This window comes from Bacteroides sp. AF39-11AC, assembly GCF_003474285.1.
Classification (GTDB): Bacteria; Bacteroidota; Bacteroidia; order Bacteroidales; family Bacteroidaceae; genus Bacteroides.
In genome coordinates, this window is the sequence record NZ_QROH01000010.1 from 129,865 (window position 1) to 144,277 (window position 14,413).

Genomic DNA, 14,413 nt, shown 5'->3' on the forward strand with positions numbered 1-14,413 from the left:
ATTGTTTTTAAACTACGCAGGTCATTGAAAAGTTCTCTTTTTCAATGACCTGCGTTTCTTTATCACTGCTTCACATGACTCTTAGCAAAGTCTTTCGGCAGCACCCCAAACTGTTTTTGGAAGCTCTTTGAGAAGTACGACAACGAGCGTATTCCCACAATCATACAGATTTCATTAATCCTGTACTCCCCTTCCAGCAACAACTCAGCAGCTTTTTTCAAGCGGATGATACGAATAAAGTCACCGGGAGTCAATTCCGTAATCCCCTTTAGTTTCCGGTGCAGACTGGTACGGCTCATATTCACTTCCCGTGCCAAATCATCAATATTAAACGTATCATCATCCAGGTTCTGCCTGATAATTTCCGTCAGTTTATTCAGGAAGTCCTCATCCGCTTTATTCTGTGCCATACTATTGGTAGCAATATACGGACTATTGGCAAAGTTCTGCCGGAGTTTACTTCTGTTTTCCAACAAATTTTTAATCTGAACCAATAGATGAGGCATTGCAAAAGGCTTCTCCATATACGCATCCGCCCCACTATTCAATCCTTCAATCTTATTGTTCAACGTGGTCTTAGCCGTCAGCAGAATAATAGGAATATGGCAGGTTTCGAGATTCGATTTAATCTCATTACACAGTTCCAGTCCATCCTTCAATGGCATCATGATATCCGAAACAATGAGATTTACAATCTCTCCCTTGAGTACCTCCATTGCTTCCTCTCCATTATTGGCAGTGAGCACCTTGTAATACCTGCTCAACTGGACAGACAGGAAAGATTGGAGTTCTTCATTATCCTCAACCACCAGTATGGTTTCCTTAGCAGAGAAAGAATCTTCAAGCACCACAGTCGAAACTTGTTCTCCGTCAGCGATTGCATCTTCAATCAAAACATCTTCCTCGGCCTGTTGAGCATCAGCTGATGCATTGGTAGGTATTTCCACTACAAAGGAAGTATCTTCCGCCCCTTCATCCAGATATAACTGTCCATTATGTAACTGCACCAACGAAGATGCCAATGTAAGTCCAATACCCGAACCCGGTTGCGTAGGATGAGCCCCTTTTATCTGGAAGAAAGCTTCGAAAATACGTTCCCGCATATCCGGTGGAATGGGCGTACCGTCATTCTTCACAGTAATCCGGAAAATGCGACCATCCTCACTCACCGACAGTATGGCTTTAATGTATGTAGACGAGTATTTAATAGCATTATTAAAGAGATTACTACATACCTTCGTTACCGCTTCTTCGTCCACCAGTGCCATGACCGCATGATCGGGACATTCCAGTATCATCTCCAGCTTCTTCCGCTTACCTGTCGGGACGAAGCGATTGAATGTATTAGCCACCAATACATTGATATTCCGTATCTTCAAAGACAACGTAAATGCTTTAGACTCTATCTTACGGAAATCCAGCAACTGATTCACCAACACCAGCAACCGGTCCGTGTTCCGTTCCATTGTTATCAGGTTTTCTTTCGTTTCATGCTCATCCGGATGAGATGTCAGAATATAATCGAGTGGTGCCTTGATCAACGTAATCGGAGTTCGTATCTCATGTGCAACATTCGTAAAGAAGTCTATTTTAGCTTTATAGATTTCTTCTTTCTTCTGCTGTTCCTGATGGGCTAGTTTCTCATCTACCTGCCTCTTCTTTTTCAGCACATACAATCGGATGACAACGAAAAATATACCTAAAATAAGTAAGGTATATAGCGCATAAGCCCAAGAGGTCCGCCACAGCGGAGGAATAATATTGATATTCACTACAGTATTCGTATCACTCCAATCATGCCCGTCCCGCGAATATTTGATATGAAGTATATAATCACCTGGAGGAATGCTGTTATACGATATTCTGAAGACATTGTCCACGTAATTCCATTTCTTATCAATCCCCTCCAGCATATAAGCATACTTCCCGTTTCCTTCGGTTGAGTAGTTCAACGCGGAGAAGGTAAAGCTGAAAGTAGCCTGGTCATAATTCAGGTTTATCGTATTTGCATACGGTATAGCCTTGTCCAATACATGATCGGAAGTTCCTACCTGAACCTCCTGATTAAATATATAGAATCCCGTCAGGACAACGGAATACTTGTTTTCATTCGGATGGAAGTTCTTAGGATTGAAAGCTACAAAACCATCTATACTGCCAAAATACAGTGTACCATCTTCAGTCTTGATGCCGGAATTGTAATTGAACTGCTTACTCCGCAATCCATTAGGAAGATTATACAGTGCCTCCACACTCATCGTTTCAGGATTGAAGTTCACCAACCCGTTACTGGTACTCAACCAGAAATGCTGATGATCATCTTCCAGAATCTTGTACACCACATTGCTGGGAAGTCCTTGTTTTGTAGTGATACGCGTAAAAGTATCATCCGTCTCATTGTAACGACAGAATCCACCATCCTCGGATGCAAACCACAGGCGCTTTTTACTATCTTCAAAAACACAGGTAATCCGATCATAACAGAGACTGTTAGGATTCTTCACATCATGGCGGAACCTCTTTATTTCCTTGGTATCCGGATTATATCTGGCTACCCCAAGATTGTAAGTAGTAAACCAGATATTTCCGTTCTTATCTTCCAGGATATCGCTGATGAACATACCATTCATAGGCATGAATACCTTGAAACCATCTATTTCGGGCACATACGTATAAAGTTCCGTAGTCGAACTCACCCAGGTCGTATTCCGGCTATCCGTATAAATAGCAAATATATCATTATTGAGGATCGAATTTGGACGTCCATCCTTTTCGTAATGTTTGCAATGGTTTGTTTTCAAATCCAGTACATCCACTCCCTTAGTGAAAGTTCCGATCCACAACTTATCACCCACCAGATTCAGACACTGAATATTCGTGAAAGAAATATTCGTCGGTCTGGTCTTGTCGGATATATGTGTAAACAGTCCGGTATGTGTATCGTAATAATTCAATCCGTTATCTTCCGTGGCAATCCACAAGTTTCCTTTCCGGTCACTCACAAACTCCCTGACCCTGTAACCGCTAATAGAGTTTTTATAGGCAATGGGATAAAAGTTCTCAAAATAAGAATACTGCTTAGGAATATAGTCCACGCCACCGAAGTAACTTCCAACCCAGATTCCTCCTTCCCTATCTTTAAAAAGGGCATAAATAGCATTATCAGAAATAGACAAATCATTGTATGCTTCATAAGTGATATGTTGAACTGACCCACCTTTCAAGACGTAAATGCCACTCTCCGCACCTACCCAGTACTCATCTTTCGAAATCTTTTCAATGTGCCGCACATAGACATCCGAATTTCGCGATTCGTCAATCTGAAGTTTCTTAGATTCTCCGGTTTCTTTATTGATAAGAAACAATCCTTTATCCAGAGTACCCAAAAGTATATACTGTTCCTTATAAGCACAGATAGCGGTAGGAGTATTATCATTCCGCGCTAAAAAGGTTGTTTTATCTCCATCGATATCATATTTGATAACCCCTATATCGGGAAAGGCAAGATAAGCGGTTCCATCTTCATCCAGAAATAATGCCCGGGGAGCATAAGCCGTATAAGGGGCAAACCTCTCATGCATATTATAAAGTTTATCCTCTGATGGCTGGTAAATGAATAGTCCGTCACCGGAAAGTATCCATACCCTATCCGACTTATCAATATAAATCTTATTGATAAATCCATCTACCCTTTCCTGCTTATCCGTTTGCTTATTGAAATTCGAGAAAGTCTCCGTAAAAGGATCATAAAGAGAAATCCCTTTATCCGTGGCAATCCACAAGGTTTTGTCCTTATCTTCAGTGATACAGTATATCATACTGTTCCGAAGTTCATTAATAGAGTCACCACGTTGGTAGACCTTAAAGTCATGCCCATCGAACCTGTTCAGACCGTTCTTGGTTCCCACCCAGATAAACCCTTTGCTATCCTGAAACAAGCACATTACCGTATTATGTGACAAACCGGAATTATTGTTATAATGTTTAATCTGTTGTGCCCAAAGGTTCCCCAAACAGAATATCCCCAAGAATAATATTAGTATAATCTTTCTCATAAGAATATGTTTTTCATATAGCTCGAACTACTGATGCAAATTTAGAAATTAAAATCAATTCCGGTATAAGAAGAGCATAGAATAAAGGCCAAAAGGCCCATTCTGGTCGAAAAACGCTAAAAATGGCAAAATAGTATCTTTTCAGCACCTCCTGCCCTTTCTCATTAATATATAGAATGAGTGAAAAGTGTCATTTTTTGGTGTTGTATTGCCAAGGCTTTGGGCTAATCTTCAGTATGTTTGCAGCAGGCAGAGTTAGATTTGTTAATCACTAAATTTATGTAGTTATGCAAAACTGTAAAACCAAAAGAGAAGTAATAAAAATGGTGCTGGATGGTCAAAAACCTCCTTATGTACCTTGGTCTTTCAAATTTACACAGGAGCCCAAAGAACAACTGCAAAAGTACTACGGTGTAGAAGATCTGGACGTAGTATTAGGTAACCATGTTCTTCAGTTAGGTAGCGATATCGGTTTCTTCGAATACCTGGGCAATAACCTGTATCAAGATGTATTTAAAGTAGTATGGGATCGTAGCATCGACAAAGACATCGGTGACGTAAAAAGTATCGTACTACCGGAACCTACTCTGGAGGGATATACATTCCCCGACCCACTGGATCCCCGCTTCTTTGCAAACATCGAATCGGAAATAGCAGCCAAACCGGATATGTTCCGTTGTTTCCAGATCGGTTTCTCATTGTACGAACGCGCATGGACCATGCGTGGCATGGAAAACCTGTTGATGGACTTCATTATCAATCCTGAGTTTGTTCACCAACTGCTGGATGCCATCTGCGACTATAATCTGGCACAAGTAGATAAGGCACTTGAATATGACATCGATGCCGTTTATTTTGGTGATGACTGGGGGCAGCAAAAAGGTCTCATCATGGGATACGACATCTGGAAAGAATTTATATATCCCCGTCTGAAACGCATGTACGGTCATGTACGCGCTGCCGGAAAATATGTAATGATACATAGCTGCGGCGACGTGGACGAACTGTTCGACGACCTGGTTGACATCGGCCTAAACTCTTTCAATCCTTTCCAACCCGAAGTGATGGATGTATACGACATCCTCCCCCGTTACCGCGGACGCCTCGCATTCCATGGTGGATTATCCATGCAAAAGATACTTCCATTCGGAACCCGTGAAGAAGTAGTTGCCGAATCGGAACGACTACTCGAACTGGGAAAAGAGGGTGGATATATTTTCTCTCCTTCCCACTCAGTAGAAGGCGATACGCCATTTGAGAATATGTTAGCATTTATCGAAGTTGCACAGAAACAATTAAAACAATAATACCATGAGCGATTTAATGAATTTAAAAGAGGCTATAGTCAACGGAAAACTGGAAGACGCCAAAGCTATTGTCAACGAAGCCCTTGAGGCTGGAGTGGATGAACAAGAAATAATCAACAACTACCTTATCAAAGGAATGGAAGAAATAGGCGAACGTTTTGATCAGGGAAAAGCGTTTGTCCCGAACCTGCTGCTGGCAGCACGTGCCATGAAAGGTTGCCTTGAAATCCTTAAACCAAGATTAAAAGACGGATCAGGAGCTTCATTGGGAACATTGGTCATCGGAACTGTAAAAGGTGACCTGCACGACATCGGAAAGAATCTGGTAGCATCTATGCTCGAAGGCTGTGGCTTTGAAGTCATTAACTTAGGTGTAGACATCTCCGACTCACAATTCGTTGATGCCGTACGAAAGTATAATCCTCAGATCGTATGCTTATCAGCTCTGCTGACTACCACTATGAGTTATATGAAAGAGGTGATCGATACCTTGGCCAATGAAGGTTTGCGCCAAAAAGTGAAAGTACTGGTAGGAGGCGCTCCTGTAAGTGAAGAATTTGCCATGCAGATCGGAGCAGACGGATATAGTTCCAACGCCAACGGCGCAGTCATTTTAGCTAAAAGAATTTTGGGAAAATGCTAGAACAAAGGCAGATAAGAATACAAGACTTAGAAATCTCCGAAAAAGATATCTATCTGGCTATGGGGTACCGGGGAAATGTTCCCGACAGCTATGTGTGTGAACTCATAGCTGAAACATACTCCGAAATAGTATCCCTATGCCTCCCCCGGTATATGTACCGGATACAGGAAGCCAGACAGATATCCCGGCAGAAAATGGAAATCGAGGGTACCGAGTTTACCACAGGAGGCATTATCGGTTCTTATCTGCAAGGAATGACACAAGTATGCTTGTTTGTTGCAACGGCGGGAAAAGAGTATGACGCCTACCTGCATACTCTCAAAGCGCAAGATAACATTATCAAAGAATACATTGCCGATTCCATCGGAAGTGTCATTGCCGAAGCTTGTGGAATCTCGCTCGCTAAAGAATTAGAAACTGTTAGCGAGCTCTTCCACACACTTCCCTATAGTCCGGGATACTGCGGATGGAACATCCGGGAACAGCAAAAGTTATTCTCATTCTTCCCGCCGGAACCTTGCGGAATAACCTTGTCGGATTCATTCCTCATGTCCCCGGTCAAGTCCATCAGCGGATTCATAGGCTTAGGCAGAGAGTTGCGCCCCCAGCCTTACCGTTGTGAAATATGCAACAATAAACAATGTTATAAAAGAAAGGAAAACAAGATATGAAAAATATGAAAGAATGGTGCCACAGCGTAATAGCTACTCCCGAAAGAATAGCTATCCCCATCATGACGCACCCCGGCATCGAACTGTGTGGTAAGACCGTAAAACAAGCTGTTACCAACGGAGAAACACACGCCGAAGCTATCTGCAAATTGAATGAAGTCTATCCGGCAGCTGCATCCACTGTAATCATGGACCTGACGGTTGAAGCAGAATGTTTCGGTTCGGAAATTGTATTTGCCGAAAATGAAGTGCCGAATGTCGTAGGCAGATTAGTCCACGATCATGCTTCCATCGTTGCCCTTCCGGTACCTTCCATCCAGTCCGGACGTATGCCCGAATACCTGAAAGCCAACAGATTGGCAGCAGAGAATATCACTGACAAACCTGTATTCGGCGGATGTATCGGCCCTTTCTCTTTGGCAGGACGATTGTACGATATGTCGGAAATGATGATGGCCCTCTATATGGAGCCCGACAGTATACGGCTTCTGCTCGAAAAATGCACAGAATTCATTACTAATTATCTGCGTGCCATGAAAGAGACTGGAGTAAACGGAGTCATCATTGCCGAACCGGCAGCCGGATTAGTCTCCAATGAAGACTGCTCTTCATTCTCCTCGACTTACATCAGCCGCATTGTCGAAGAATTGCAAGATGATAACTTCATGATTGTGCTTCACAATTGCGGAAATACCGGCCATTGCACCGCCGCCATGGTTGAAACCAAGGCAGCCGGACTTCACTTTGGCAATAAGATAGACATGGTACAGGTACTACAGGAATGTCCCGAAGATATTCTGGTGATGGGAAACATCGATCCTGTAGGCATATTCAAGATGGCAACACCCGAGAAAGTCAAAAAAGAAACACTTGAACTGTTACAGAAGACAGGGAAATGGAAGAATTTCATATTATCATCAGGCTGCGATGTTCCGCCCGAAGTGCCGATGGAGAATATAGATGCCTTCTACCAAGCCTTGAACGAGTACAACCGTCAATAAAAAATAGAACCCGTTCCTTCGAACGGAAAAATCTTATACCGGAAATGAAAAATATATCGCTGCTACTTCTTTTATCACTAACCATTCTTTCTTCAGCCTGCAAGTCAGAATCTGAGAAAACAGTGGTTGCCGACAAAGTCTCTATGGAAGCCCAACCGTTTCCTCTCTCCGATCTGAGGTTACTACCGGGAAGTCCTTTCAAACATGCCATGGACAAAAACGGTGAATGGCTACTGGATTTAAGTGCCGACCGTTTACTGCATCGCTTCCGTCTCAATGCGGGTCTGACGCCCAAAGGAGAAATATACGGCGGCTGGGAAAGTCGGGGAGTCTCCGGACACACACTTGGACACTATCTCTCGGCATGTGCCATGATGTACGCCGCCAGTGGTGACGAACGCTACAAGGAACGGGTAGATTATATCATAAAAGAGTTGGCAGAATGCCAGGATGCCCGTAAGACCGGCTATGTAGGTGGCATACCTGATGAAGATAAAATCTGGGCAGAAGTATCTTCCGGTGATATCCGTTCGCAAGGATTCGACCTGAATGGCGGCTGGGTGCCCTGGTACACGTTGCACAAACTATGGGCAGGGCTCATCGATGCCTACCGTTACGGCAACAATGACCAGGCCAAAGAAGTAGCTGTCAAACTATCTGACTGGGCAGTCAACAGTTTCGGAAATCTGTCTGAAGAATCTTTCCAGAAAATGCTGGCATGCGAATTCGGAGGAATGAACGAATCGTTTGCCGACATGTACGCCATAACAGGCAACGAAAACTATCTGAAACTGGCTCGTCAGTTCTACCACAAAGCCATCCTCGACCCTTTGAAAGAACAACGGGATGAACTGGAAGGCAAGCACTCCAACACACAGGTACCCAAGATTATAGGAGAAGCCCGCCTGTACGAACTGACCGGCGATAAAGACATGCAAACCATAGCTACTTTCTACTGGGATCGCATTGTCAACCATCACAGCTACGTAAACGGTGGTAATAGCAATTATGAGCATTTAGGCAAACCAGACTGCTTGAACGACCGCTTGAGTCCGTTCACCTCGGAAACCTGTAACACCTACAATATGCTGAAACTCACCAAGCATTTATTTACCTGGGACCCGCAAGCTGCCTATATGGACTATTATGAACGTGCCTTGTACAACCATATACTCGCTTCACAAAATCCGGACGATGGTATGGTTTGTTACAGTGTTCCTCTAGAATCCGGTACAAAGAAAGAATTCAGTACTCGTTTCGACTCCTTCTGGTGTTGTGTAGCCAGCGGCATCGAGAATCATGTAAAGTATGCCGAAAGTGTCTTCTTCCAGTCTACTCAGGATGATGGATTATTCATCAATCTATTTATCCCGACTTCACTGAACTGGAGAGAAAAAGGTATGAAGGTAAAACTGGAAACACAATTCCCGGCAGATAACCAGGTACGTATCACATTTGAGGGAAAATCCAAAAAGTTTCCCTTGCACATCCGCTATCCCCGTTGGGCAACACAGGGAATCAAAGCAACCCTGAACGGCAAAGAAGAAACAGTAACCGGTACCCCCGGCTCTTACTTCACCCTGAACGATGAATGGGGAAAAGATACCGAATTAATACTGGACATCCCGATGGAACTCTACACCGTATCCATGCCTGACAATCCCAACAGGATGGGTATCTTCTACGGTCCTGTACTGCTGGCCGCGCCCTTAGGAACAGAAGATTTACAAGCATATGAAATTCCCTGTTTCGCCTCTGACGCAGAGTCAATCATCAGTGCCATCCAGCCTGTCCCAGGCAAGCCTCTGGCTTTTGCAGCCAACACTACTGCCAACGCCCAGCTCCCATTGATGCCCTTCTATGCCATCCACGGTCAGAAGCATGCAGTCTATTTCGACAAGTTCTCTACACAAGAATGGACAAAGAAAGAAAAAGAATATCAGGCTCTGATCGAAAAACAGAAAGAACTGGAAGCCCGGACTACAGATCACCTCCGCATCGGTGAAATGCAACCCGAAAGAGACCATGACCTGCAAGCGGAAAATTCAAATACAGGCGATGTCAGCGGAAATAAATACCGTGACGCCTTCAATGGTTGGTTCTCCTTCAATGTAAAAGTAGACCCGACCAAAGAAATGCAAATGCTCTGTTCCTATTGGGGAGCGGACAAGGATAAACGCAACTTCGACATCCTGATAGACGGCAAGAAATTTAAAACAATCAACTTGCAAGGCACACACGGACCGAAGGTATTTGAAGAAGAGTATGCAATTCCCCTCTCCTTTACCCAAGGGAAAGAAAAGATAACTGTACGCTTCCAATCACATCCTGACTGCCATGCGGGAGGCTTATTCGGTTTTCGGATGTTACGTAAGAAGTAACAGGTACATACCTTCTCCTTACTTACTCCTTACCTACTCCCTACCTACTCCTTCCTTATAGACAAGGAGAAGGTCAGGAAGAGCTGAGGGAAAGAACAGGTTTAATACAGGGAAGGATTCGGATCTTCTTTAATTAATACTCGATATTATGAATAAAAATATAGAAAAAAATAGTTTCTTTTTTCCAATGGTGATTATGTCTATCCTGTTTTTCATGGTAGGCTTCATCACAACAATGAACAACTCGCTGATTGATTTTCTATCTTCCAGCAAGTGGATGCTTTCTTTCTCTGAGAAGCAATTAGTGAATACCGCTTTCTTCGGAGCTTATTTATTCTCCATACCCCTATCTTATCTGCTGAATAAGCTGGGGTACAAGGCTTCAGCCGTACTATCGCTGTTTGTGGTAGGCGTAGGGTTTATCCTGACTTATCCGGCAGTAACCATGGGATACGTACCGTTCCTGATCTCCATGTTCCTTGTGGCATCGGGCATAGCACTGTTACAAATCGTACTGAATCCTTATGTTCTGGCCTTAGGTTCGCCCAACGAGGCAGCCAGCCGCCTCAACCTGGTAGGCTTCTTCAACTCTGCAGCCACTGTTGCCGCTCCCATATTTGTAACCATGCTTATATCTGCCGAGACCATCAGCGAGACAGCCCCTGTTGAATCACGCCCGGATGCTACAAACGTGCAAATGCCGTTTTTAATTATTGCAGGGATCGCTTTTGTACTTTGCCTGCTACTCTATTTCCTGCATCTGCCCGAAATTAAAGAAGAGCCGGCAGATAAGGCACACAGCAGCAGTAGTCCCTATAAATATCCGCACCTCATATTCGGTGCCATCGCCATATTCGTCTACATGGGTGTAGAAATCGGTATCCCAAGCTTCCTGCCCGATAGAATGAGAGCCTTAGGCATAGACTCAGTCAATCTGCTGGGTTACGAATTGAAAGGTACAGGCGTTTTGTCTATCTATTGGGGTGGATTGATGGTAGGACGGTTATTCGGCTCCATCCTGTTGAGGAAAATAAAAGTACGCACGGCTATGGTATTCTGCTCAGGTATGGCTATGCTTTTCCTGATTGTTTCTTTGCTGATAAACAATGAAGTATCCATCATCTTGATGTTGCTCTGCGGCTTCTTCAATTCCATCATGTGGGGAAGTATCTTTAACCTGGCCTCCGAAGATTTAGGAGAACATACGAAACGGGCTTCCGGCATCATCTGCACATTTGCCATAGGCGGAGCTATTTTACCTCCGTTGATGGGAGCGCTTCAGCAGAGCTTCGGAACGGATGCGCTGACTATCGGTACATCGGCAGCACTGAGTTGCCTGATTATTTATTACTTGTACCTCATCCTGTTTACGGTAAAACTTTCCAAGATACGCCCACATAAGAAATAAAATTCTATTAACAACCTGATAATTAACAATAAGCTGATGAAAATAAAACTATTTATTCTTTTCTTGCTTGCGTATGCCTGCAACGCATTCGCACAAATAAAGATAACCGACCGGCAAAAATCGGCCGCAGACTTTCCATTGCATTCCAACGGAAAGAGCTGCAATATCCAGATCGATGCTGCCGATTATGAAGTGGTAAACAAGGTGGCACATCTGTTCGCCGAAGATATCGAACGCGTGACAGGAGTAAAAGGCACGGTATCCACTTCTAAATCCGTCCAAGGAAAAGAAGCGGTTATCATCGGAACACTGGGACACAATAAGTTCATAGATGAACTGGTGAAGAAAAACAAACTGAATGTTTCCTCCATTGAAAACGGATGGGAACAGTATGTTATCAAAGTCCTGGATAAACCTTTCAAAGGAGTAGACAGAGCCTTAATCATCGCAGGTTGCGACCGGCGCGGAACCGCTTACGGCACATTCGCCCTGTCCGAAGCAATGGGAGTATCTCCATTATACTGGTGGTCTGACGTACCGACTAAGAAGCAAAAAGCTTTATATCTGGAGACATCGGAATATATTTCCAAGACACCTTCTATCAAATATCGTGGTATATTCATCAATGATGAAGGTTGGGGTATCACTCCCTGGGCTGCCAAGACCTTTGAACCGGAACTCGGTGACATTGGTCCGAAAACTTATGCCAAAGTCTGTGAATTGATTCTCCGTATGAAAGGTAATATGCTGGCTCCTGCCATGCATCCGGGTTCCGGTGCCTTCAATAAATATCCTGAAAATAAGGTGGTAGCCGACAGTTATGGTATCGTAATGACTTCCTCCCACTGTGAACCTTTGCTTTTCAACAATGTGACAGAGTGGTTCAAAGACTCTATGGGAGACTGGAACTATATCACCAATAAAGACGGTATCAATAAAGTACTGGATAAAAGAATCTCGGAAAATTCACCTTATGAGAACTTTTACACCCTGGCTATGCGCGGTATTCACGACAGTGGTTTAGTGGGAGTAACCAAGGACAACGAGGTGAAACTGATGGAGGAAGTGCTGAATGACCAACGGAATATATTGGCTAAACATATCAATCAGGATATTGACTCTATTCCACAACAGTTTGTGCCTTACAAAGAGGTGATGGATATCTATGAAAAGGGATTGAAAGTGCCCGATTATGTAACCTTGGTTTGGCCGGATGACAACTACGGTTATCTGAAAAGACTAAGCAACAAAAACGAACAGAAGCGCAAAGGCGGTTCGGGCGTTTATTACCATATCTCTTACTGTGGAGAACCCCATGATTATTTATGGATCAACACCACTACTCCCACACTTATTTATGAAGAGATGCGTAAAGCTTACGACACAGGTGCCGACCGTTACTGGTTACTGAATGTAGGTGACATCAAACCCGGCGAACTTGGCATGAAGTTCTTCCTGGATATGGCATGGGATGTGGAAAGCTTCAATTTTGAGAAGACTTACACGTACGAAGCTGAATTTCTTGCAAGTATCTTCGGCTCCAAATATGAAAACGAGCTGAGCGACATCTTCGAGACTTACTATCTTCTGGCATTCCAGCACAAACCGGAATCCATGGGATGGGGATATGAATGGAACAACCACCATGACCGCGAACGGATCATCGACACAGACTTCTCTTTCATTAATTACAACGAAGCGGAAAACCGTATGGAAGAATACGACCGCATAGCCGATAAGAGCGAAAAGATATGGAAAGCGCTGCCCAAAGAATACAAGGCTGCCTACTACGAACTGGTTCACTATCCAGTGAAGGGTGCTGCACTGATGAATAAGAAGATGCTGGTGGCCCAGCAAAACCGCTGGTATGCACGCCAAGGGCGCGCAGCAACCAATATGCTTGCCGATCAGGTAAAATCTTACCAGGACAGTCTGGATTACTATACAGATCAGTTCAACTCTCTGCTGAACGGCAAATGGAACCATATGATGTCCATTACTCCGGGTTGGACAGGAACTTACCAAAACATGCCTCCTATAGAGAATATCACCGTTGCAGGAGAAGCTGATATGCAGATATTCATTCCGGGACAGGATTGCACCTATGGCATGGGGGCAGTACATGCACTCCCCTGTGTGAATCCGTATACCAAGAACAACTCATTTATAGAACTATACAATAGAGGCAGTAAGCCTTTCAACTGGAAAGCTACGACTCAGAATAATTGGATTAAGCTAAGCCGCACTACGGGCAAAGTAAGTTTACAGGATAGAATCACAGTATCCGTAGATTGGAATAAGGTACCTCAAGGTGACGATGTTGTAGGGGTTATCGAGTTGACTTCCGGTAATCAGACAAAGAAAGTATTCGTTCCTGTCTTCAATCCGGCAAGTCCCACGGTTGAGGAACTGAAAGGAATGTATGTAGAAGACAACGGATGTGTTTCTATCAATGCCGGTAAATTCCACCGGAAAGTGGAAAATAGCGGTATAAAAATCAGAGCTATCAAGGGATTGGGATATGAGAACGATTGTGTTCAGTTGGGAGAAGCTACCCAGAATGTACCCAATATGTGGTTCACCAACAAGAGCCCCAAAGCCGAGTATGACTTCTATACATTCAATGGCGGCAATGCAACCGTACACGTTTATGCCTTGCCTTTGTTCCCCATCGACTCCAAACATGACACCCGCTACGGCATCATGATCGATGACGGTATGGTACAATGGATGACTACTGCAGCCAAAGAATACTCCAGTCAGTGGAGACTGAACGTGTTCCGCAACAGTGCCATCAGCACTATCAATGTAAATGTCGACAAACCGGGTAAACATACCCTGAAGCTTATCTGTGCCGACCCGGGTATGATTATCCAGAAGGTAGTCATCGACTTCGGTGGGATGAAACGCTCTTACTTAGGTCCTAACGTAACATATATAAAATAAT

The 14,413-nt window shown here is 43.9% G+C and carries 8 protein-coding genes; 7 read left to right on the forward strand and 1 reads right to left on the reverse strand.

From position 1 onward, the window contains the following. Window positions 1-62 precede the first annotated feature (62 nt). A complete protein-coding gene (locus DW036_RS21210) occupies window positions 63-4,055 on the reverse strand; it encodes a hybrid sensor histidine kinase/response regulator transcription factor (RefSeq protein WP_118466079.1) in 3,993 nt (1,330 codons plus the stop codon). A gap of 287 nt (window positions 4,056-4,342) precedes the next feature. Here DW036_RS21210 and DW036_RS21215 point away from each other — a divergent pair, with 287 nt between their 5' ends. The 7 genes from DW036_RS21215 to DW036_RS21245 all read left to right on the forward strand — a co-directional run bounded on the left by DW036_RS21215 (window position 4,343) and on the right by DW036_RS21245 (window position 14,412). After that, the gene (locus DW036_RS21215; protein ID WP_118466080.1) at window positions 4,343-5,362 is read left to right on the forward strand and encodes a uroporphyrinogen decarboxylase family protein; all 1,020 of its coding nucleotides are present in this window, start codon (window positions 4,343-4,345) and stop codon (window positions 5,360-5,362) included. Between the two features lie 4 nt (window positions 5,363-5,366). Continuing rightward, window positions 5,367-6,005 (forward strand): corrinoid protein, encoded by a 639-nt coding sequence (locus DW036_RS21220; RefSeq protein WP_118466081.1) that lies wholly within the window; start codon window positions 5,367-5,369, stop codon window positions 6,003-6,005. After that, on the forward strand, window positions 5,999-6,676 hold the full coding sequence (locus tag DW036_RS21225) for a vitamin B12 dependent-methionine synthase activation domain-containing protein (protein ID WP_118466082.1): 678 nt from the start codon (window positions 5,999-6,001) through the stop codon (window positions 6,674-6,676). The genes DW036_RS21220 and DW036_RS21225 overlap by 7 nt, the downstream gene beginning before the upstream one ends. After that, window positions 6,673-7,677, forward strand: coding sequence for a uroporphyrinogen decarboxylase family protein (locus DW036_RS21230; protein WP_118420791.1), 1,005 nt, complete (start codon window positions 6,673-6,675; stop codon window positions 7,675-7,677). Before DW036_RS21225 ends, DW036_RS21230 begins: the two co-directional genes overlap by 4 nt. Window positions 7,678-7,721: 44 nt before the next feature. Next, complete coding sequence (locus DW036_RS21235; protein WP_158585978.1) at window positions 7,722-10,058, forward strand: glycoside hydrolase family 127 protein; 2,337 nt, start codon at window positions 7,722-7,724, stop codon at window positions 10,056-10,058. 148 nt (window positions 10,059-10,206) lie between these two features. Continuing rightward, window positions 10,207-11,466, forward strand: a complete 1,260-nt coding sequence (gluP, locus tag DW036_RS21240; RefSeq protein WP_118466084.1) for a glucose/galactose MFS transporter — start codon at window positions 10,207-10,209, stop codon at window positions 11,464-11,466. Window positions 11,467-11,502: 36 nt separating this feature from the next. Beyond that, window positions 11,503-14,412, forward strand: coding sequence for a glycosyl hydrolase 115 family protein (locus DW036_RS21245; RefSeq protein ID WP_118466085.1), 2,910 nt, complete (start codon window positions 11,503-11,505; stop codon window positions 14,410-14,412). Window position 14,413 lies beyond the last annotated feature (1 nt).

Bases quoted from the DNA above. Each gene is read 5' to 3' on its own strand.
- DW036_RS21235 (WP_158585978.1), top strand. From the start codon at position 7,722: ATGAAAAATATATCGCTGCTACTTCTTTTATCACTAACCATTCTTTCT.
- DW036_RS21230 (WP_118420791.1), top strand. From the start codon at position 6,673: ATGAAAAATATGAAAGAATGGTGCCACAGCGTAATAGCTACTCCCGAA.
- DW036_RS21245 (WP_118466085.1), top strand. From the start codon at position 11,503: ATGAAAATAAAACTATTTATTCTTTTCTTGCTTGCGTATGCCTGCAAC.
- DW036_RS21215 (WP_118466080.1), top strand. From the start codon at position 4,343: ATGCAAAACTGTAAAACCAAAAGAGAAGTAATAAAAATGGTGCTGGAT.
- gluP (WP_118466084.1), top strand. From the start codon at position 10,207: ATGAATAAAAATATAGAAAAAAATAGTTTCTTTTTTCCAATGGTGATT.
- DW036_RS21210 (WP_118466079.1), bottom strand. From the start codon at position 4,055: ATGAGAAAGATTATACTAATATTATTCTTGGGGATATTCTGTTTGGGG.
- DW036_RS21225 (WP_118466082.1), top strand. From the start codon at position 5,999: ATGCTAGAACAAAGGCAGATAAGAATACAAGACTTAGAAATCTCCGAA.
- DW036_RS21220 (WP_118466081.1), top strand. From the start codon at position 5,367: ATGAGCGATTTAATGAATTTAAAAGAGGCTATAGTCAACGGAAAACTG.